Below are 19,587 nucleotides of genomic sequence, written 5' to 3'. Positions count from 1 at the left end.
GGCTGACGTCAGCCGCCGGTGCCGGTGCCGGTGCCGGTCGCGTCGCCCGCGGGGCGGGTCGCGTCGCCGTCGAACATCCCGGCGAGCAGTTCCCGCAGCCCCGCCCGCACCTCCGCCAGGGTCGGCGGTTCGGCGTTGTAGGAACCGGCCGCGCAGCTGAACATCAGCCCGTCCGCCCAGGCGACCAGCGACAGCACGTGCCGGGCCGGGGCGGTCGAGCCCAGCGCGGTGACCAGGGCGGTGAGGTGCCCCCGGAAGACGGCGCCCTCGGCGTCGTAGAACGCGCGCAGGGCGGGCCGCCGGGTGGCCTCCAGGGCGAGTTCGTGGCGGGCGACGGGCAGGTCGCGGTGGTCGGTGACGGAGAGGTGCACCGCCAGCGCCATGGCGTCGGCCAGGGAGTCGAGCCCGGCGCGCGGATCCGGCGTCTCGTGCAGCCCGAGCACCCGCGCCTCCCGCTCGGCGTGCCGCCGTACCGCCAGCTCCAGCAGTGCCTCCGGGGTGCGGGCCACGTTGGAGGTGGAGCCCTGGGGGAGCCCGGCCGCCTCGTCGACCGCGCGGTGGGTGAGCCCGCGCATCCCGCGCTCCGCGAGCAGGGCGAGCGCGGTGTCGGCGACGAGGTCGGCGCGGGAGGTGCCCGGGGCGTGATCGGCCATGGCGCTCAACCTGCCGCCGCCGGTGTCCCCCGCGGCGCCCGTATGCTGCCGGAGGAGCAGGCTCAGGCAAGCGGTAGAGGAGACCCACGTGAAGGTCGGCTGCATCGGACTCGGGGACATCGCGCAGAAGGCGTATCTGCCGGTGCTCGGCGTCCAGCCCGGGGTGGAGCTGCATCTCCAGACCCGTACGCCCGCCACCCTCGCCCGGGTCGCCGACAGCCTCCACCTCCCGGCGGAGCGGCGCCACGCCGACCTGGACGCGCTGCTCGCGGAGGGCCTCGACGCCGCGTTCGTGCACGCCCCCACGGACGTCCACCCGCAGATCGTCACCCGGCTCCTCAAGGCGGGCATACCGACGTACGTCGACAAGCCGCTCGCCTACGAACTCGCGGACTCAGAACGGTTGGTGGAGCTGGCCGAGGAGCGCGGCGTGTCGCTCGCGGTCGGGTTCAACCGGCGGTTCGCGCCCGCGTACGCGCAGTGCGCCGAGCACCCGCGCGAGCTGGTCGTCATGCAGAAGAACCGCGTCGGCCTGCCCGAGGAGCCGCGCACGATGGTCCTCGACGACTTCATCCACGTCGTGGACACCCTCCGCTTCCTGGTGCCGGGACCGGTCGACGACGTGACCGTGCGCGCCCGCACCGAGGGCGGGCTGCTGCACCACGTCGTGCTCCAGCTCGCCGGGGACGGCTTCACCGCGCTCGGCGTGATGAACCGGCTCAGCGGCTCCGCCGAGGAGGTCTTGGAGGTGGCCGGGCAGGACACCAAGCGGCAGGTGCTCAACATCGCCGAGGTGGTCGACCACAAGGGGCAGCCGACCGTGCGGCGGCGCGGGGACTGGGTGCCGGTGGCCCGGCAGCGCGGCATCGAGCAGGCGGCGCTGGCCTTCCTCGACGCGGTCCGGGCCGGGAGGACGCTCAGCGCCCGGGACGCGCTGGCGACGCACGAACTGTGCGAGCGCGTGGTACGCGCGGTCCAGGACGGCGCCGACCGGGCCGCCTGACCCACCGCGCCCCCTCCGCCACCCCGTACGCGGCGAGCACCAGCAGCGCCGCGTACACCGGCCAGGCGCCGAGCCGGGCGTACGGCGTCACCCCGTGCGCCAGCGGCACCTCGTACACCCGCGCGGCGCTCGCGTCCGTGCCCAGCCAGGAGCCCACGCGCTGTCCGCCCGGGCCGTACACGGCGGAGTCGCCGGTCAGTGTGGCGTGCACCATCGGGCGGCCGGTCTCCGCTGCGCGCAGCGCGGCGAGCGAGGCGTGCTGGGCGGGCGCCCAGCTCTGCTGGAAGGTGGAGGTCGCGGACTGGGCCACCAGCACGTCCGCGCCGTCGCGGGCGAGGGCCCGGCTGAGGTCGGGGAAGGCCGACTCGAAGCAGACCATCGGGCCGATCCTGAGGCCGTCACCGACGTCCATCACGACCTGCTCGGTGCCGCGCCTGCGGTCCTCCGCGGCGGCCCTGCCGACCGAGGTCGCCCAGCCGAGCAGGGAGCGGGCCGGGATGTACTCGCCGAACGGGACCAGCCGCATCTTGTCGTAGCGGTCGCCGGTGCGGCCCTCGGGGCCGACTAGGACCGAACTCTTGTAGATGCCGGGCTGGTCGGAGCGGCGCGCGTCCACGTTCACCAGGATCTCGGCGCCCGTCTCACGCGAGAGGGCGGCCAGCCGCCGGGTCAGCTCGGGCCGGTCGCCGAGGTCGAAGCCGACGCTGCTCTCGCCCCAGACCACCAGGTCGACGTCCTGCCCGACGAGGCTGCGGGTCAGCCGCTCCTCCAGGTCGAACCGGCGGTCGGGACTGTCCGGGCCGCTGACGACACCGGGCTGGACGACGCCGATCCGCACGTGGGCGTCGGTACCGGGACGCGGGGACCAGAGGTGGGCGGCGAGGGTGGCGGCGGCGGTGAGGACGAGGGCGGTGGCGGCGAGCAGGGCGGGACCGGTGGTCCCCGGCACCGCGGCGGCGGGGTTCCGCGGGATCGGCGCCGAGGCGGCGCGGGCCCGCCGGGCCGCCGCCCCCACGAGTACGGCGACCGCCACGTTCACCGTCACCACCAGGAAGCTCAGCAGCCACACCCCGCCCACGGAGGCCAGCCGCAGCGCCGGTTCCCGCTGCCACTGGCTGGCGCCGAGCATCCCCCACGGCCCGCCCAGGGCCTCCCAGGAGCGGACCAGCTCCACCGCCAGCCAGCCGGACGGCAGCACGAGCAGCGCCGCCGTGATCCGCCGCGCGCCGGGCGCCCCGCCCAGGAACCGGCGTACGAGCCAGCCCCAGGGCGCCCACAGCGCGCCGAGCAGCGCGGCGATGACGAAGGTGAAGACGTGCAGGTTGGGCAGCAGCCAGTGGTGCACGGCCAGCATGAAGCCGAAGCCGCCGGACCAGCCGTCGTACAGCGCCCGGCTTCCGGTCGGCGCGGTGCGGGCGAGCAGCAGCCACGGCACCAGGGCGACCGGGGCGAACCACCACCAGGACGGCGCGGGGAACGCCAGCATCGGCAGCGCGCCGGCCGCCGCGGCCGTCACCGAGCGCCGCCAGGGGGAGGCGAGCCACTGGCCGGACCACTTCATACGGCGCCTCCCTACCCGCTGGATCCAGTGTGCGCGCTGCGGGCGATCCCAAACCGGCGGCGCGGGGTCAGTTGATCACACCGGCGCCGGGGTCGTCGGGCAGACGGCGCCACTTCTCCTGGACGACCACCTCGCGCAGCCGCCATCCCTCGGCCGTCCGCAGCAGCCCGAAGGCGTACCGGCCGCCGCCCACGAAGTCGGGCACGACGGAGCCGGTGTCGGCGGCGCGCCGCATCGGATTGACGTAGTCGGCCCTGACCTGAGCGGTGTCGCCGGTGTCCCGCTCCAGCAGGCCGAACCGCACCCGGCGGTTGACGATCAGGTGCTGCCGCGTCGAGAACGGCCCGAGGCTTTCCGCGAGCCATTCGGCGACCTGCCCGGCGTCCCCCTCGATGCCGCCCGCCGAGCGGTAGTCGGCGCGGCCGTCCGGGGTGAAGAGTCCTCGGTAGCCGTCCCAGTCCCCGTCGTCCACCGCCCCCGCGTAGTCGGTGATCAGGTCGTCCACGGCGAGTCGGTCCATCACGTTCGCCAGCTCCACACGCTGCGTCATCGGCTCAGTGTTGGGCACGGGGCCGATCCCGCCAAGAGGGCGTGCGGCCCTAAGCTGATCCATCTCGGCACCTACCTCGGGAGACCTCCCATGACTCGTCCTGTCACCGTCGTCACCGGCGGCAGCCGCGGCATCGGCGCCGCGGTCTGCCTGCGCCTGGCCGCGGACGGGCACGATGTCGCCCTCGGCCATCTCCGGGACGCCGAGGCCGCCGACAAGGTGGCGGCGGGCGTACGCGCGGCGGGCGGGCGCTGTGTCACCGTCCGCATGGACACCTCGGTCGAGGCGGACGTGGACCGGCTCTTCGACACCGCCGAGGACCGGCTCGGACCGGTGACGGGGCTGGTGAACAACGCCGGGGTGACGGGCCCGCTGGGACGGCTCGCCGACACCGACACCGCGGTGCTGCGCCGGGTCGTCGACGTCAACGTCCTGGGCGCGCTGCTGTGCGCGCGCCGTGCGGCGCGGCTGATGACGCCCCGCGGCACCGGGGTGATCGTGAACGTCTCCTCGGCCGCCGCCACCCTGGGCAGCCCCGGCGAGTACGTGCACTACGCCGCCACGAAGGCCGCCGTGGACGCCCTGACCGTGGGCCTGGCCAAGGAACTCGGCCCGGACGGCGTCCGCGTCACCGCCGTCGCCCCCGGCACCACCGACACCGACATCCACGCCGCCATGGGCGCCCCCGACCGCGCCGCCCAGGCGGCCCCCCGCATCCCGCTGCGCCGCCCCGGCCAGCCGGAGGAGATCGCCGCGGCCGTGGCCTGGCTGATGTCACCGGACGCCTCGTACACGACGGGGACGGTGCTGCGGGTGGCGGGCGGGATGTGACGTCCGGCGGTGCCCCGGGGTCAGGCCGCCTCGATGACGCCGTCGCGGATCGCGGCGGCCCACTCCACCACCAGGAGTTCGTACTCCGCGCGCTCCTGGGGCGAGAGTCTGCCGCCCGCGCGCAGCCACAGGGCGCGGATCTGCTCGTTCACCTCTGCTGCGGAGCGCGTGGGGCCGGGCGGTGGGGCGCCGGGCGTCAGGGACTCGGGGGACATGCGGGCCAGACTAGGGGCAAGGTCTGACACTGCGCTACCGGGCGGCTACGCAGATCGTATGCGGTGGCCGGATGCGTTCGGTGCGGCGCCGCCGTGGCCGTCAGTGCGCCGGTTCCCCCGCGTGCGGGCTGAGCACGCCGGACATCACCAGGATGATCAGGACGATGCCGAGCGCGACGCGGTAGTAGACGAACGGCATGAAGCTCTTGGTCGAGATGAACTTCATGAACCAGGCGATCACGGCGTAGCCGCTGCCGAAGGCGATCACCGTGGCGAAGACCGTCGGCCCCCAGGAGACGTGGCCGGTCTCCATGGCGTCCTTCAGCTCGAAGAGGCCGGAGGCGAGGACGGCCGGAATGGCCAGGAGGAAGGAGTAGCGGGCGGCGGCCTCACGCTTGTAGCCCATGAACAGGCCGCCGCTGATGGTGGCGCCGGAGCGGGAGACGCCCGGGATCAGGGCCGCCGCCTGGCAGAAGCCGAAGATCAGGCCGTCCTTGACGCCGAGGTCCTTGAGTTCCTTGCGGGCGCGGGGCGCGCGGTGCCGTCCCCCGGTCTCGTCGCGGGCGGCGAGCCGGTCGGCGACGCCGATGACGACGCCGACCACGACCAGCATGGTGGCGGTGATCCGCAGGTCCCGGAACGGGCCCTCGATCTGGTCCTTCAGCGTCAGGCCGAGCACACCGATCGGGATCGAGCCGACGATCACCAGCCAGCCCATCTGGGCGTCGTGGTCCTTGCGCCACTCCCGGTCGTGCAGCGAGCGGGTCCACGCGGCGAGGATCCTGCCGATGTCCTTGCGGAAGTAGATCAGCACGGCCGCCTCCGTGCCGATCTGCGTGATCGCCGTGAAGGCGGCGCCCGGGTCCTCCCAGCCCGAGAAGGCGGCGGTGAGGCGCAGGTGGGCGCTGGAGGACACGGGGAGGAACTCGGTCAGCCCCTGGACGAGTCCGAGGATGAGTGATTCGAACCAAGACATGAAGTTACGGAGTCCAAGTGCCGATCGTGGAACGGGCGACGGTCACGCCGAGCGTCCACGGATGCGGTGATCGGGTGTACCGGAGGGCAGCGTAGCGCCCTTGGAAGACGGCCAGGACACAGGGGTTGAGAAGGTGAACCGCGGTCTCGCGGCCGCTGGATCAGGCCGCGGTCGGACCGCTCACCGACCAGCCGGGGATCTGCGGGTGGGGGACCAGGTCCTCGTGGCGCACGGGGTCCCCGCAGGCGGCGCAGGTGACGACCGGGACCAGTTCGTTGCCGCAGACGTGCTCCAGGACCATCGGGCGGTCGCCGTCGCCGCGCAGGTGCCGGTCGCCCCACGCCATCAACGTGAGCAGGACGGGCTCCAGTTCGAGCCCCGCCTGGGTCGGCCGGTACTCGAAGCGCTGCGGGCGCTCGCTGTAGGCGCGCTTGGCGAGGATCCCGGCGTCGACCAGGCGGCGCAGCCGGGCGGCGAGGATGTCGCGCGGGGCGCCGGTGTTGCGTACCAGCTGGTCGAAGCGGCGGTTGCCCATGCACACCTCCCGCAGGACCAGCAGGGAGTACTTCTCGCCCACCAGGGCCAGGGTGTCGGCGATGGAGCAGGGGCGGGGGTCTTTTCGGGCGGCCATGAGGCTCAGTCTAATGAGGGTTTGATTTTCCAACTCACACGGATATCGTGAGTTTGGATTTCCAACGCACTGATCGCAGCCCCGTCGTTCCAACCCACTCGTTCCAACCCACTCGTTCCGGTCCACCCGGATCACTCCACACAGGAGGCCCGCACATGCGTGACGCGGTCATCGTCGAAGCCGTACGCACCCCCGTCGGCAAGGGCAAGCCGGGCGGCGCCCTCGCCCACGTGCACCCCGTCGAACTGCTCGCCCACACCCTGCGCGCCCTCGTCGAACGGACCGGCGTCGACCCCGCGCTGATCGACGACGTCATCGGCGGCACCGTCGACCAGGTCGGCGAGCAGGCCATGAACACCACCCGGTACGCGGCTCTGTCGGCGGGCTTCCCGGAGTCCGTCCCCGCGACCACCGTGGACCGCCAGTGCGGCTCCTCCCAGCAGGCCGTCCACTTCGCCGCGCAGGGCGTCCTGGCCGGGGCCTACGACCTGGTCGTGGCCTGCGGTGTCGAGTCGATGAGCCGGGTGCCGATGTGGTCCAACGTGCCGCCCGGCACCGACCCCTTCGGACCCGGCGTCGCCGAGCGCTACCGCGAGGGACTGGTCCCGCAGGGCATCAGCGCCGAACTGATCGCCGCCAAGTGGTCCCTCACGCGTGAGCGCCTGGACGGCTTCGCGGCGGCCTCGCACCAGAAGGCCGCCGCGGCCTGGGACGCGGGCCTCTTCGACGCCGAGGTGGCGCCCCTCGACGGCGTGGCCCGCGACGAGAGCGTGCGGCCGGGCAGCAGCGTCGAGACCCTCGCCGGTCTGCGGCCCGCCTACCACGACCCCGACTTCGCCGAGCGCTTCCCGCAGATCGAGTGGAACATCACCGCGGGCAACGCCAGCCCCCTCAACGACGGCGCCGCCGCCGTGCTGATCACCTCCAGCGAGACCGCCGCCCGCCTCGGGCTGCGCCCGCTGGCCCGGCTGCACAGCTTCGCCGTCACCGGCTCCGACCCGCTGCTGATGCTCACCGGCGTCATACCCGCGACGGAGAAGGTGCTCCGCAGGGCCGCACTGACCCTGGACGACATCGACCTGTTCGAGGTCAACGAGGCGTTCTCCAGCGTCGTCCTGGCCTGGCGGCAGGAGACCGGCGCCGACCTCGCCAAGGTCAACGTGCACGGCGGCGCCATCGCCCTCGGCCACCCGCTCGGCGCCAGCGGCGCCCGCCTCACCACCACCCTGGTGCACGCGATGCACGAGCGCGGCGCCCGCTACGCCCTCCAGACCATGTGCGAGGCGGGCGGCCTCGCCAACGCGATGATCCTGGAGAACGTCTGAACGGACGCCGGAAGGACCGTCTGACCGCTCAACGCCCCCGCAGCCGGTGCCGCTTGCGCCACGCCACCACCGCGCCCGCCAGCGCGGGGACGGCGATGCAGGCCATCGCGATCAGGAAGGCGGGGGAGGTCGGCGTCGAGGCGCGGGCCCCGGCGACGGCGTACGCGGCGGTGTTCGGGACCGAACCGAGCGCCGTCGCGAGGAGGAACGGCAGGATGCCCATGCGGGAGACGGCCGCGCAGTAGTTCGCCGCGGCGAACGGCACCCCGGGGAACAGCCGCACCGCCAGCATCGACCGGAAACCGTGCCTGCTGAGCTGCCCGTCCGCCGCCTGGAGCAACCGCCCCCGCAGCAGCGGACGCAGCGCGTCCTGCCCGAGCACCCGGCCCAGCACGAAGGAGGTCCCGGCCCCGAGCACGGTGCCCGCGACGGCCGCCCCGAGCCCCAGCTGGGAGCCGAACAGCGCGCCCGCCGCCAGGTTGAGCAGGGGCCGGGGCACGAACGCCACCGTGCACAGCCCGTACGCCACCGCGAACACCAGCGCCGCCGCGGCACCGCCGAGCTGCGGTGGCCAGCCGTGCGCCAGCAGCCGCTGCGGTTCGAACAGCAGCACCGCCGTGGCGGCCCCGGCGAGCAGCGCCACCAGCAGCGAGAAGCGGGACCAGGGCGACACCAGCACCCGCACCACACGGGCGGCGGGGCTCACGGGCAGGGCGACGGCGGCGGCGGTGGTCGGGACGGTGGCCTGGGGAGGGGCCGTGGTGGTGCCGCCAGAGCGGGTGGAGGCGAGCATCCCGTGACCCTAACCGACCGATGTGTGTGATCGCCGTATGGTTCGTCTCACGCCCGTCACAGGCGCTCACGGACCGTGCCGTCCGGGCCCGGGGAAAACCATTCGACGCGGGGTGGCGGGTCGGCGATGATCGACGTCATGTTCCGGCTGGCCTTCCTCCTCGCAGCATCCGCGGTCGCGGATGCGCCGAAGGCCGCCGTTCCCGTCTTCCTGACCGCCGTCGACGGCGCCCGAAGCTGACCCTCCCCGGATCGTCCGGCGGACCCCGCAGGGGGAGGGTCGGCACGTTCCCGGGGTCCCCGGCTCACGCTCCAGTGACTTCGAGGTACAGCCATGCCCAAGACGGCATACGTCCGCACCAAACCGCATCTCAACATCGGCACCATGGGCCACGTCGACCACGGCAAGACCACCCTGACCGCCGCCATCACCAAGGTCCTCGCCGGCCGCGGCTCCGGCACCTTCGTCCCGTTCGACCGCATCGACCGGGCCCCGGAGGAGGCGGCGCGCGGCATCACCATCAACATCGCGCACGTCGAGTACGAGACCGACACCCGCCACTACGCGCACGTCGACATGCCCGGTCACGCCGACTACGTGAAGAACATGGTCACCGGCGCCGCCCAGCTCGACGGGGCCATCCTCGTCGTCTCCGCGCTCGACGGGGTCATGCCGCAGACCGCCGAGCACGTGCTGCTCGCCCGGCAGGTGGGCGTCGACCACATCGTCGTCGCCCTGAACAAGGCCGACGCCGGGGACGAGGAGCTGACCGACCTGGTCGAGCTGGAGGTCCGCGACCTGCTCACCGCGCACGGCTACGGCGGCGACGCCGCGCCCGTCGTACGGGTCTCCGGGCTGCGGGCGCTGGAGGGCGACCCGAAGTGGACGGCGGCCGTCGAGGCGCTGCTCGACGCGGTCGACACGTACGTGCCGATGCCGGAGCGGTACGTCGACGCGCCGTTCCTGCTGCCGGTGGAGAACGTGCTCACCATCACCGGGCGCGGCACCGTCGTGACCGGCGTGGTGGAGCGCGGCACGGTACGCGTGGGCGACCGCGTCGACGTGCTCGGCGCCGGCCTGGAGACCGTCGTCACCGGCCTGGAGACCTTCGGCAAGCCCATGGACGAGGCGCGGGCCGGGGACAACGTGGCGCTGCTGCTGCGCGGCGTGCCCCGGGACGCGGTCCGGCGCGGGCACGTGGTCGCCGCGCCGGGCAGCGTGGAGCCGCGACGCCGGTTCACCGCGCGGGTGTACGTGCTGTCGGCCCGCGAGGGCGGCCGGACGACGCCGGTCGCCACCGGGTACCGGCCGCAGTTCTACATCCGTACCGCGGACGTGGTCGGTGACGTCGACCTCGGTGAGACGGCGGTGGCCCGGCCCGGCGACACCGTCTCGATGACGGTCGAACTGGGCCGCCCGGTCCCGTTGGAGCCCGGCCTCGGCTTCGCCATCCGCGAGGGCGGCCGGACGGTCGGCGCGGGCACGGTCACGGAGGCGCGCTGACCGTCCCGCGCGGGGCGCGCCCGGGCCTCCACCGGCCCGGGCGCGCCCCGGCACAATGGGCGCGTGAGCGAGCCCGAGCCGATACCCGTCACCCGAGCCGTCGACCACGGCACCGCCAAGCTGCTGCCGGACGTCGACCGCGAGCGGGCCTGGCTGCTCACGGTGGACGGGGCGCCGCAGTCGTACGTCGACCTGGACGAGCCGGAGCACCTGGAGTTCGAGTACGCGCGTCGGCTGGGGCATGTGCTGGACACCGTCGCGGAACCCGGCCGTCCGCTGGACGCGGTGCACCTCGGCGGCGGGGCGCTCACCCTGCCCCGCTATCTGGCGGCGACCCGCCCCGGTTCCCGGCAGGACGTCGTGGAGGCTGACCGGGGCCTGCTGGCGCTGGTGGCCGCGCACCTGCCCGTCCCGGACGGCAGCGGGATCGCCCTGCACGCGGCGGACGCGCGGGCCTGGCTGGAGCGGGCGCCCGCCGACCGGGCCGACGTGCTCGTCGCCGACGTCTTCGGCGGCTCCCGGGTGCCCGCGCACCTGACGTCCGTGGCGTACGCGCGGGAGGCCGAGCGGGTGCTGCGGCCGGACGGGGTGTACGTGGCCAACCTCGCCGACGGGGCGCCGTTCGGGTTCCTGCGCTCCCAGCTCGCCACGTTCGCCGAGGTCTTCGAGGAGCTGGCGCTGATCGCGGAGCCGGGGGTGCTGCGCGGACGGCGGTTCGGCAACGCGGTCCTCGTCGCCGCCCACCGCCCTCTGGACACCGCCGCCCTCGCCCGCCGCACCGCCGCCGACGCCTTCCCGGCGCGCGTCGAACACGGCGCCGCCCTGCGGGACCTCACCGCCGGGGCGCGGCCGGTCCGGGACGCGGACGCGGTGCCGTCGCCGGAGCCGCCGGAGGGGGCGTTCGGGGTGGGCTGACGAAGGCGCGCTCAGCCCGCGGCGCGTCCGGCGTCCGCTGGCGCGGCGGACGGGACCGTGGACGCGATCTCCTTGCCGCCCCGGCGGCGCAGTCGGCGGACCTCGGGCACGGTCAGCACCAGGGCCGTGACCAGGACGATCAGGGCCGAGCAGCCCCACAGGGCGCTGTCGCGTCCGAACGCCGTCTCCGCGGGGCCCGCCAGCGCGGTCGCCAGCGGCAGCAGCGCCACGGAGCCGAACCAGTCGTACGCCGAGACGCGGGAGAGCTTCTCCTCGGGTATCTCCTGGTGCAGCGCGGTCATCCAGGAGACCCCGAAGACCTCCACCGTGACGCCGGTGAGGAACATCGTCGCGCAGAGCAGCTCGACCGACACGGGCACCGCGAGCGCGGCGGACGGCAGGGCGAGCGGGAAGACGCACAGGGTGCCCGCGAGCAGCAGACGGCGTGGTTTCCAGCGGGTCATCAGCAGCGCGCCCGCCACCGTGCCCGCCCCGAAGAAGCCGAGCGCCAGCCCCCAGGGCCCCGCCCCGCCCAGGTGGTCGCGGGCCACGAGGGGGCCGTAGACCGCGTCGGCCGCGCCGACGACCGCGTTGGCGAGGGAGAACTGCACGACGATGCCCCACAGCCAGGGCCGCCCGGCGAACTCCCGCCAGCCCTCCCGCAGGTCGGACAGCAGTCCGCCGCCCGGCTGGCGCGGCCCGATATGGCTGACGTCGAGGAAGGACCGCAGCGCACCGGCGGCGGCGAACGCCACCGCGTCCGCCGCCAGCACCCAGCCGGGACCGACGGCGGCGACCATCGCGCCGCCCAGCGCGGCCCCGCCGACCGCCGCGCCCTGCATCGCCATCCGGAACACCGCGAACGCCCGGCTGGCCTGCTCGCCCTGGACCGAGGAGAGCAACATGCCCTCCGCCGCCGGGCTGAAGAACGCCTGGCCGGTGCCGCCGAGCGCGGTGAGCAGCATCATCTGCCAGAGCTGCGGCTGCCCGGTCAGCACCAGCACGCCGAAGACGCCCTGGGAGACGCAGTTGAGGGCGTTGGCCGCGACCATCACCCGGTGCCGTGGCAGCCGGTCCGCGACCGCGCCGCCGATCAGCAGGAACACCACCAGCGGCAGCGTGCGGGCGGCGGCCACCAGCCCCACGTCGCCGCCCTCGCCGCCCGCCTCCAGCACCGCGAACGCGGCGGCGATCAGCGCGCCGTGGCTGCCGAGGCTGGTGATGAACGCCGAGGCGGTCAGCAGGCTGTGGTTGCGGCCCGCCCACGCCGGGCGGCGCGTGCGGTGAGGGGGGCGGGGGCCGGTGCCGGTGCGGGTGCTCACCGGCTGACTATCGCCGTCCCCACCTCGACTTGCCAAACCCTTTCGCCCATGTCAGCGGCGGGATCGGGCCGGCCGTGGTCAGCCGCCGGTGGGCTCCCCGTGCAGCCGTACCGTGGAGAGGATCTTCATGATGGTCTCCTTGGGCACCTCGTCCTTCACGCCCTTGGCACCGTAGAAGTTCCACGACACGAAGTCGCCCGCGGAGTTCTTGAAGCCGAAGGTGATGGCCTTGCCGTCGCTGGCGCACTTGCCCTTCTGCGGGGTGTTCTTCGACTCCGCCCAGGCGATGCTGCCCTCGATGCCCGCCTTGGTGGTGTACGGCGTGGCCTTCTCGTCGAAGGTGAGGCTCTTCTTGTCGGGCTGGGTGTAACCGCCGTAGACCCACCAGGCGACGGTGTTCACGGCGACCTCGTCGGTGCTCTTGGCGCCGCTGGCGCCCTTGGTGCCGGTCGCGGCGAGGTGGGTGTCGTCGGTCTGGCCGTCCTTGTCGTCGTCCTCGGTGCACCACTTGGACTTGTAGATCGCGGGTGCCGTCATGACGATGATCGGCTTGGCGTCGTCCGACTCGGGGTCCTCGAAGCCGATGGTCAGACCGGGGGACTGGACCTCCCAGTCGGCCGGTACGTCGAACGCGGTGCCCCACTTGGGGTTCACCACGACCTTCCAGCCGTCGATGGTCGGCTTCAGGTCGTCGGCGCCGCGCGGGTTGTCCTCGCCGCCGGAGGCGGACTCGCTCGGCCCGGTGGACGGGGACGCCGACTGGCTGGCCTTCTTGTCGTCCTTGCCGCCGTCCGCCTCGTCGTCCTTGTCACCGCCCAGGACCAGGAACCCGGTGACACCGGCGGCCACCACGACCGCCGTGGCCGCGATGATCGCGGTCAGCTTCGTGCGGTTCCCGCCCCCGCCCCCGCCGCCGCCCGGCTGCGCCTGCGGGGCGCCCACCGGCTGCGGCGCGCCCCACTGGGGCTGCGTGGGCGGTTGCTGCCCGTACGGGCCGGGCTGCTGGTACCCCGGCTGCTGGTACGGGTTCGGCTGCTGGTACCCCGGCTGCTGATAGGGGTTGGGAGTGTTCTGCTGCTGCGGGTTCTGCTCGCCCCCGGGCGGCTGCTGTCCTGGCCACATGTGGCGTAACCCTAGTGCTGTCAGGGACACGATTCGGTCACCGGCCCTTGTCAGGGGCGTAGCAAAAACGATGAACGGCACCGAGCGGTGGCCCCCGCGGTGACGCGGGCGACCCCGCCGGTCTCTGGCCAGCGCTGGCTACTCGTGGGTAACCTGCGGCCATGAGCGCAGATCAGATGTCGATCGGCGAGTTGCTCGCCGCCACGGTGCCCATGGTCAGGACCCTGAACCTGGAGTACCTGGAGACCACCCCGGAGAAGGCCGTGCTGGCCCTGCCGGACCAGAGCGAGTACCGCAACCACGTCGGCGGACCGCACGCGGGCGCCATGTTCACCCTGGGCGAGTCCGCGAGCGGCGCGATCGTCCTCGCCGCCTTCGGCGACCAGCTCGCGCGCGCCACCCCGCTCCCGGTGCACGCCGAGATCGCGTTCAGGAAGATCGCCCTCGGCCCCGTCACCGCCACCGCCACCCTGGGCCGCCCGGCCGCCGAGGTCGTCGCCGAACTCGACGCGGGCCAGCGCCCCGAGTTCCCGGTCACCGTCGCCGTACAGCGCGCGGACGGCGCCGTGACCAGCGAGATGACCGTCATCTGGACCCTGCGCCCCAACGGCTGACCACCCTTGTGGGGCCCGTACGGCAGTCCCGTACGGGCCGTCGCGCCGCCCTGGCCGGAGTGCGCCCCACCGCCGCGCCGAGGGCGCCCACCTGATGGTGGGTCAGGGGTCTGGCGGCGCATAGTGCCGGGGAAGCGCACCCACGGTGCGCCACGTCGTGCCCGTAACCCCCAAGGAGTGACGGCCTATGACCGACCCCGTCCCCCGGCGCTCCGCGCTCTGGCTGCTCGGCGGTGCCCTCACGGTCGCCGCGGCGATGCCCGCCTCGGCGCGCGGTGACGCGGGCGCCCGCTCCCGCGTCGAGCGGCTTCTGGCCCGGCTCACCCTCGACGAGAAGATCTCCCTGCTGCACGGCGCCCCCGACCCGGCCCCGCTCGGCCAGGCGGGCTACGTCCCCGGGGTGAAACGCCTCGGCATCCCGCCGCTCCGCCTCGCCGACGGCCCCGCCGGGGTCCGCGTCACCGCGCACGCCACCGCCCTGCCCGCTCCCGTCCTGCTGGCCGCCGCCTTCGACCCCGGCCTCGCCCGCCGCTACGGCGAGGTCATCGGACGTGAGGGCCGCGCCCTCGGCCAGGACGTGCTCCTCTCCCCGATGGTCAACCTCATCCGCACCCCGTACGCGGGCCGCAACTTCGAGACGTTCAGCGAGGACCCGCTCCTCTCCGCCGACCTCGTCGCCGCCGAGATCGACGGCATCCAGGGCGCGGGCCTGATCGCCACCGTCAAGCACTACGCCCTCAACAACCAGGAGAAGGACCGCCGCTCGGTCGACGCCCGCGCCGACGAACGCACCCTGCACGAGACCGAACTGCGCGGCTTCGAAGCCGCCGTCGGCGCCGGGACCGGCGCCGTCATGGGCGCCTACAACAAGGTCAACGGCACCTACGCCTGCGAGAACAGCGCCCTGCTCACCGACGTCCTGCGGGAGCGCTGGGGCTTCGACGGCTGGGTCATGACCGACTGGTTCGCCGCCCACAGCACCGCCCGCGCCCTCACCGCCGGACTCGACATGGAGATGCCGGAGGGCAGGTACCTCGGTACGGCGCTGAAGTCCGCCGTCCGCGACGGCGCCGTGTCCGAGCGGGACGTCGACCGGGCGGTGCGCCGGATCCTCGCCGTCCTGGACCGCTTCGGGCTCCTCGACGGCAGCGCCCCCGCGCGCCCGGACCGGGACGCCCGCGAGGGTGCCGCCGTCGCCCGGGAGGTCGCCGAGGCGGGCGCCACCCTGCTCCACAACGACTCCGACACCCTGCCGCTGACCGGCGGCCGCAGCATCGCCGTCATCGGCCCGACCGGGGCGACGCCGTTCGTCAGCGGCGGCGGCAGCGCCCATGTCGTCCCCGACCGGGCGACCAGCCCCCTCACCGAGATCCGCGCCCGCGCGGGAGACGGCACCCCGGTGTCGTACACCCTCGGTGAGGACCTCTTCGGCCGGCCGTTCCCCGCCGGGGTGCTCGACCCGGGCTTCGCCACCGAGGGCCAGGGCGTCGACGCCGGGCGGACCTGGGCCTACGACGGCACGCTCACCGTGCCCGCGGCCGACGCCGGTCGGTGGACCCTCGTCCTGCACTTCTCCGGCGATCCCCTCGCCCGGCCCGAGGTCCTCCTCGACGGCGACGAACTCTTCCCCGTGGCCCCCGACTTCGGCGAGTACTTCATGGGCGGACTCGGCACCGCCGCCCCCGACGGCCTCGCCGTGCGCCGCGGCACCCGCCGCCTCACCGCGGGCCCGCACCGGCTGCGCGTCACCGCGCGGGGCGGCGAGGACGGACTGCTGTTCCGGCTGCGCCGCATCACCCCCGCCACCCGCGCCGCCGACGTGGCCGAGGCGGTGGGCGCCGCCCGCGCCGCCGACCAGGTCGTGCTGTTCGCCTACGAGGACGCCACCGAGGGCCAGGACCGCGCCACCCTGGCGCTGCCGGGCAACCAGGAGGCCCTCATCGAGGCGGTGACCGGGGCCAACCCCCGCACCACCGTGGTCCTCAACACCTCGTCCGCGACCTCGATGCCCTGGCTGCGTGGCACCGGCGCGGTGCTCCAGATGTACTACCCTGGTCAGGAGGGCGCCGCGGCCACCGCCGCCGTGCTGTTCGGCGACCGCGACCCGGGCGGCCGTCTCACCCAGACGTTCCCCGCCGACGACGGCCACCACCCCACCGCCGCCGACGCTCACCGCTACCCCGGGGTCGACGGCGTGCAGGAGTACTCGGAGGGCGTGCACATCGGCCACCGCTGGTACGACGCGCGGGGCGTGCGGCCGCTGTTCCCCTTCGGCCACGGACTGTCGTACACCTCCTTCTCCTACGGCGGGCTGGCGGTGCGCGCCGACGGGAGCGGCGCACTGGAGGTGGCGTTCACCGTGCGCAACACCGGGCGGCGGGACGGTATCGCCGTACCGCAGGTGTACGTCGGGCCCTCGCCCGACCTGCGGCTCGACCAGCCGGTGCGGGTGCTCGCCGGGTACCGGCGGCTGGCGCTGGCGGCGGGGGAGCGGCGCCGGGTGACCGTGCGGGTGGCGGCGCGGACGCTGTCGTCCTGGGACCCGGCCCACCACGCCTGGGTGCTCGGCACCGGGCGGCGCGCCCTGTGGGTGGGCGCCTCGTCCGGTGATCTGCGGCTGCGCGCCAGCGTGACGGTCCGGACCGGGTAGGCTGCCCCGGCGCGCGCTCGCCCGTGAGCGTGCGCCGGGAAGCCGGTCCGGCACAGGGGAGGAAGCGGCCTTGCACGTCCAGGAATGGCTCGAAACAGTACCGCCGCTCAGCATCTATCTGCTGGTCGGCCTGGTCATCGGCCTGGAGAGCCTGGGCATCCCGCTGCCCGGCGAGATCATCCTGGTCTCCTCGGCGCTGCTGGCCTCCCAGCACGGCGAGATCAACCCGGTCGTCCTCGGCGCCTGCGCCACCGCCGGTGCCATCGTCGGCGACTCCATCGGCTACGCCATCGGCCGCAAGGGCGGACGGCCGCTGCTGGCCTGGCTCGGCCGGAAGTTCCCCCGGCACTTCAGCGAGGGGCACATCGCCACCGCCGAGCGATCCTTCGAGAAGTGGGGCATGTGGGCCGTCTTCTTCGGCCGGTTCATCGCCCTGCTGCGGATCTTCGCCGGGCCCCTCGCCGGCGTGCTGCGGATGCCGTACTGGAAGTTCCTCACCGCCAACGTCCTCGGCGGCGTCCTGTGGGCGGGCGGCACCACCGCCGTCATCTACTACGTCGGCGTGGTCGCCGAGGCGTGGCTGAAGCGCTTCTCCTGGCTGGGCCTGGTGCTGGCGGTCCTGGTCGGCCTGACGTCCCTGCTGGTCGTCAGGAGCAAGGCGGCGAAGGCGACGGCGGAGCGGCAGCGGAGCGAGGGACAGGAGGCGGAGCCGGTGAACGCCGGGGGGTGAGCCGGGCCCTCAGCTCCCGTGCGTCCCCCGGTGCGCCGTGGCCAGCTCGGCGTACATGACGCCGTTCAGTGAGACCCCCTGCCGCTCCTCCTCCGTCAGCTCCCGCCGCACCTTCGCCGGGACGCCCGCCACCAGCGACCCCGGCGGCACCCGCATCCCCTGCGGCACCAGCGCCTGCGCGGCGACCAGCGAGCCCGCCCCGATCACCGCGCCGTTGAGCACGGTGGCGCCCATGCCGACCAGACAGTCGTCCTCGACGGTCGCGCCGTGCACCACCGCGTTGTGCCCGATGGAGACCCGCGCCCCGACGGTGACGGGGAAGCCCGGGTCGGCGTGCAGGGTGCAGTTGTCCTGCACGTTGCTGCTCGCGCCGACGGTGATCCGCTCGACGTCGCCGCGCAGCACGGCGCCGTACCAGACGCTCGCCCCGGCGTGCAGCGTCACGTCCCCGACCACCGAGGCGGTCGGGGCGACGAACGCCTCCGCGTCCACCTTCGGCTCCCTGCCGCCGATGCCGGTGATCAGTGCCTGGTGCGTCATCGTCGCCTCCTGGTCGGGTGATGTACGGCACCGTACCGGGCCGCGGTGGGGCGAAGATCACAGGGGCTCGGTCCCCGGGGCGCGGCCCGCGCTGAGTACCGTGAGCGGGTGCCGAAGCGCAAGAACACGTTCTCATCCTGGAGCCGCCGCCTCGCGCAGCGCGCCGTCCACGCGGCGTGGGCCTGGGCGCAGCGCACCGGCTCGGTGACCGCGGCGCACCCGGGACGCTTCCGCTTCGGCGCCATCGGCCACGGCACCCGGCTCGCCTTCCCGCTCGGCACGGTCTTCGGGGAACCCTGGATCCACCTCGGCGCGCACTGCATCGTCGGTGAGCAGGTCACCCTGACGGCCGGTCTGATGCCGGGCCTCGACCTCGGCCCGGAGCCGATCCTGCGCCTCGGCGACGGTGTCGTCCTCGGCCGCGGCAGCCACGTCATCGCGGACACCACGGTCACCATCGGCAGCGACTGCTACTTCGGCCCGTACTGCTACGTCACCTCGACGAACCACTCCTACGACGACCCGCACGAGCCGATCGGCAGGCAGTGGCCCCGCATGGAGCCGGTGGAGATCGGCCCCGGCTGCTGGATCGGCACCGGCGCGGTGATCCTGCCCGGGGCGCGGATCGGCCGGAACGTCGTGGTCGCCGCGGGCGCGGTGGTGCGCGGCACGGTGCCCGACCACGCCGTGGTGGCGGGCGCGCCCGCCCGGGTCGTACGGCGCTGGACGGCCGACGACGGCTGGCAGCCGCCGCTGCGGACCCCGGCGCCGGTGCCGATACCCGACGGGGTCACCCCGGACCAGCTGATGGCGCTCGCCGACCTCGACGAGGAGGAGGCGGCGCGGCTGGCCCAGCTGGAGGTGGACGCGGAGTCCTGACCGGACCGGTTCGGAGTTGTCGGGGGTCAGCCCGCCGCCTGCTGTCACGGGCGGCCTCGCAGTACAGTTCGGTGCGCGATCGGGTGCACCACGCCGTAGTGCACTGTACTGAACTACGTCATTCGACATATGAGGCGCCGGAGATGCTCCCTTGGACGTGATGTGTCAGACCTCGACCTGCTGACCCGGTCCCTGGCCCGCAACGTCAAACGCTGGCGCACCGAGCGCGGCTTCACCCTGGACACGCTCGCCGCCCGCGCCGGGGTGAGTCGCGGGATGCTCATCCAGATCGAGCAGGCCCGCACCAACCCCAGCCTCGGCACGGTCGTCAAGATCGGCGACGCCCTCGGCGTCAGCATCACCACCCTGCTCGACTACGAGCAGGGGCCCAGGGTGCGGATCGTCCCCGCCGACCAGGTGGTCCGGCTCTGGCACACCGACGCCGGCAGCTACAGCCGCCTCCTCGCGGGCGCGGAGGCGCCGGGCCCGCTGGAGATGTGGGACTGGCGGCTGATGCCGGGCGAGGGCAGCTCCTCCGACCCGCACCCCTCCGGCACCGTCGAACTCGTCCACGTCACGGCGGGTGAACTGACCCTCACCGTGGACGGCGCCGAGCACCGGGTCCCGGCCGGGGCCAGCGCGTCCTTCGAGGGTGACGCCCCGCACACCTACGCCAACCGGGGCGACGTGCCGATGGACATGGTGCTCGCCGTCTCGGTGCCGCCCGTGCACTGAGACACCCCGCGGACCGTCGCCGCGCTGCTGTTACGGTGC

Annotated in this window: 20 protein-coding genes; 10 read left to right on the top strand and 10 right to left on the bottom strand. The window is 74.1% G+C overall.

The window, feature by feature from the left end; all coding sequences use genetic code 11:
* Nucleotides 1-8: 8 nt before the first annotated feature.
* Complete coding sequence (locus ABZ659_RS27465) at nucleotides 9-653, bottom strand: TetR/AcrR family transcriptional regulator (protein WP_360224972.1); 645 nt, start codon at nucleotides 651-653, stop codon at nucleotides 9-11.
* 88 nt (nucleotides 654-741) lie between these two features.
* On the opposite strand from ABZ659_RS27465, the gene ABZ659_RS27460 reads away from it, so the two are divergent.
* Nucleotides 742-1,656 (top strand): Gfo/Idh/MocA family oxidoreductase, encoded by a 915-nt coding sequence (locus ABZ659_RS27460; protein WP_360224970.1) that lies wholly within the window; start codon nucleotides 742-744, stop codon nucleotides 1,654-1,656.
* On the opposite strand, the gene lnt is transcribed toward ABZ659_RS27460, so the two are convergent.
* Both lnt and ABZ659_RS27450 read right to left on the bottom strand, forming a co-directional pair.
* A complete protein-coding gene (gene lnt, locus ABZ659_RS27455) occupies nucleotides 1,571-3,217 on the bottom strand; it encodes an apolipoprotein N-acyltransferase (RefSeq protein WP_360224968.1) in 1,647 nt (548 codons plus the stop codon). The genes ABZ659_RS27460 and lnt overlap by 86 nt on opposite strands.
* A 67-nt stretch (nucleotides 3,218-3,284) precedes the next feature.
* Entirely contained in the window at nucleotides 3,285-3,767 is a 483-nt protein-coding gene (locus ABZ659_RS27450; RefSeq protein ID WP_360224966.1) for a nuclear transport factor 2 family protein, read from the bottom strand.
* 90 nt (nucleotides 3,768-3,857) lie between these two features.
* Here ABZ659_RS27450 and ABZ659_RS27445 point away from each other — a divergent pair, with 90 nt between their 5' ends.
* On the top strand, nucleotides 3,858-4,598 hold the full coding sequence (locus ABZ659_RS27445) for an SDR family oxidoreductase (RefSeq protein WP_360224964.1): 741 nt from the start codon (nucleotides 3,858-3,860) through the stop codon (nucleotides 4,596-4,598).
* Between the two features lie 20 nt (nucleotides 4,599-4,618).
* Here the strand turns inward: ABZ659_RS27445 and ABZ659_RS27440 are convergent, their stop codons facing one another.
* From ABZ659_RS27440 to ABZ659_RS27430, 3 genes are all read right to left on the bottom strand, one after another.
* Nucleotides 4,619-4,813 (bottom strand): hypothetical protein, encoded by a 195-nt coding sequence (locus ABZ659_RS27440; RefSeq protein WP_360224962.1) that lies wholly within the window; start codon nucleotides 4,811-4,813, stop codon nucleotides 4,619-4,621.
* 100 nt (nucleotides 4,814-4,913) lie between these two features.
* The gene (locus ABZ659_RS27435; RefSeq protein WP_360224960.1) at nucleotides 4,914-5,789 is read right to left on the bottom strand and encodes an undecaprenyl-diphosphate phosphatase; all 876 of its coding nucleotides are present in this window, start codon (nucleotides 5,787-5,789) and stop codon (nucleotides 4,914-4,916) included.
* A gap of 160 nt (nucleotides 5,790-5,949) precedes the next feature.
* A complete protein-coding gene (locus tag ABZ659_RS27430; RefSeq protein ID WP_360224958.1) occupies nucleotides 5,950-6,420 on the bottom strand; it encodes a helix-turn-helix domain-containing protein in 471 nt (156 codons plus the stop codon).
* A 155-nt stretch (nucleotides 6,421-6,575) separates the two neighbouring features.
* On the opposite strand from ABZ659_RS27430, the gene ABZ659_RS27425 reads away from it, so the two are divergent.
* Entirely contained in the window at nucleotides 6,576-7,745 is a 1,170-nt protein-coding gene (locus ABZ659_RS27425) for a thiolase family protein (RefSeq protein WP_360224956.1), read from the top strand.
* A gap of 28 nt (nucleotides 7,746-7,773) precedes the next feature.
* Here the strand turns inward: ABZ659_RS27425 and ABZ659_RS27420 are convergent, their stop codons facing one another.
* Complete coding sequence (locus tag ABZ659_RS27420) at nucleotides 7,774-8,538, bottom strand: VTT domain-containing protein (protein WP_360224954.1); 765 nt, start codon at nucleotides 8,536-8,538, stop codon at nucleotides 7,774-7,776.
* 333 nt (nucleotides 8,539-8,871) lie between these two features.
* Here ABZ659_RS27420 and tuf point away from each other — a divergent pair, with 333 nt between their 5' ends.
* Both tuf and ABZ659_RS27410 read left to right on the top strand, forming a co-directional pair.
* The gene (gene tuf, locus ABZ659_RS27415) at nucleotides 8,872-10,041 is read left to right on the top strand and encodes an elongation factor Tu (RefSeq protein ID WP_360224952.1); all 1,170 of its coding nucleotides are present in this window, start codon (nucleotides 8,872-8,874) and stop codon (nucleotides 10,039-10,041) included.
* Nucleotides 10,042-10,104: 63 nt separating this feature from the next.
* Entirely contained in the window at nucleotides 10,105-10,956 is an 852-nt protein-coding gene (locus ABZ659_RS27410; protein ID WP_360224950.1) for a fused MFS/spermidine synthase, read from the top strand.
* A gap of 11 nt (nucleotides 10,957-10,967) precedes the next feature.
* Here ABZ659_RS27410 and ABZ659_RS27405 read toward each other — a convergent pair whose 3' ends face one another.
* Entirely contained in the window at nucleotides 10,968-12,278 is a 1,311-nt protein-coding gene (locus tag ABZ659_RS27405) for an MFS transporter (RefSeq protein WP_360224948.1), read from the bottom strand.
* Between the two features lie 78 nt (nucleotides 12,279-12,356).
* The gene (locus ABZ659_RS27400) at nucleotides 12,357-13,400 is read right to left on the bottom strand and encodes a hypothetical protein (protein WP_360224946.1); all 1,044 of its coding nucleotides are present in this window, start codon (nucleotides 13,398-13,400) and stop codon (nucleotides 12,357-12,359) included.
* A gap of 176 nt (nucleotides 13,401-13,576) precedes the next feature.
* Between ABZ659_RS27400 and ABZ659_RS27395 the strand changes: the two genes are divergently transcribed.
* From ABZ659_RS27395 to ABZ659_RS27385, 3 genes are all read left to right on the top strand, one after another.
* Nucleotides 13,577-14,014, top strand: coding sequence for a DUF4442 domain-containing protein (locus tag ABZ659_RS27395; protein WP_360225078.1), 438 nt, complete (start codon nucleotides 13,577-13,579; stop codon nucleotides 14,012-14,014).
* Nucleotides 14,015-14,201: 187 nt separating this feature from the next.
* Entirely contained in the window at nucleotides 14,202-16,664 is a 2,463-nt protein-coding gene (locus tag ABZ659_RS27390) for a glycoside hydrolase family 3 C-terminal domain-containing protein (protein ID WP_360224944.1), read from the top strand.
* A 70-nt stretch (nucleotides 16,665-16,734) separates the two neighbouring features.
* A complete protein-coding gene (locus ABZ659_RS27385) occupies nucleotides 16,735-17,394 on the top strand; it encodes a DedA family protein (RefSeq protein WP_360224942.1) in 660 nt (219 codons plus the stop codon).
* Nucleotides 17,395-17,403: 9 nt separating this feature from the next.
* Here ABZ659_RS27385 and ABZ659_RS27380 read toward each other — a convergent pair whose 3' ends face one another.
* Nucleotides 17,404-17,934: a gamma carbonic anhydrase family protein gene (locus ABZ659_RS27380; RefSeq protein ID WP_360224940.1), complete on the bottom strand. Its 531-nt coding sequence runs from the start codon at nucleotides 17,932-17,934 to the stop codon at nucleotides 17,404-17,406.
* A 108-nt stretch (nucleotides 17,935-18,042) separates the two neighbouring features.
* Here ABZ659_RS27380 and ABZ659_RS27375 point away from each other — a divergent pair, with 108 nt between their 5' ends.
* Nucleotides 18,043-18,813: an acyltransferase gene (locus ABZ659_RS27375; RefSeq protein ID WP_360224938.1), complete on the top strand. Its 771-nt coding sequence runs from the start codon at nucleotides 18,043-18,045 to the stop codon at nucleotides 18,811-18,813.
* 162 nt (nucleotides 18,814-18,975) lie between these two features.
* Nucleotides 18,976-19,548, top strand: coding sequence for an XRE family transcriptional regulator (locus ABZ659_RS27370; protein ID WP_360224936.1), 573 nt, complete (start codon nucleotides 18,976-18,978; stop codon nucleotides 19,546-19,548).
* The last annotated feature ends 39 nt before the right edge of the window (nucleotides 19,549-19,587 follow it).

This window comes from Streptomyces sp. NPDC006997 (genome assembly GCF_040635175.1).
GTDB lineage: Bacteria > Actinomycetota > Actinomycetes > Streptomycetales > Streptomycetaceae > Streptomyces.
Note: the sequence above shows the minus strand (reverse complement) of the source record. Positions and strands in the feature narration are given on the sequence as shown.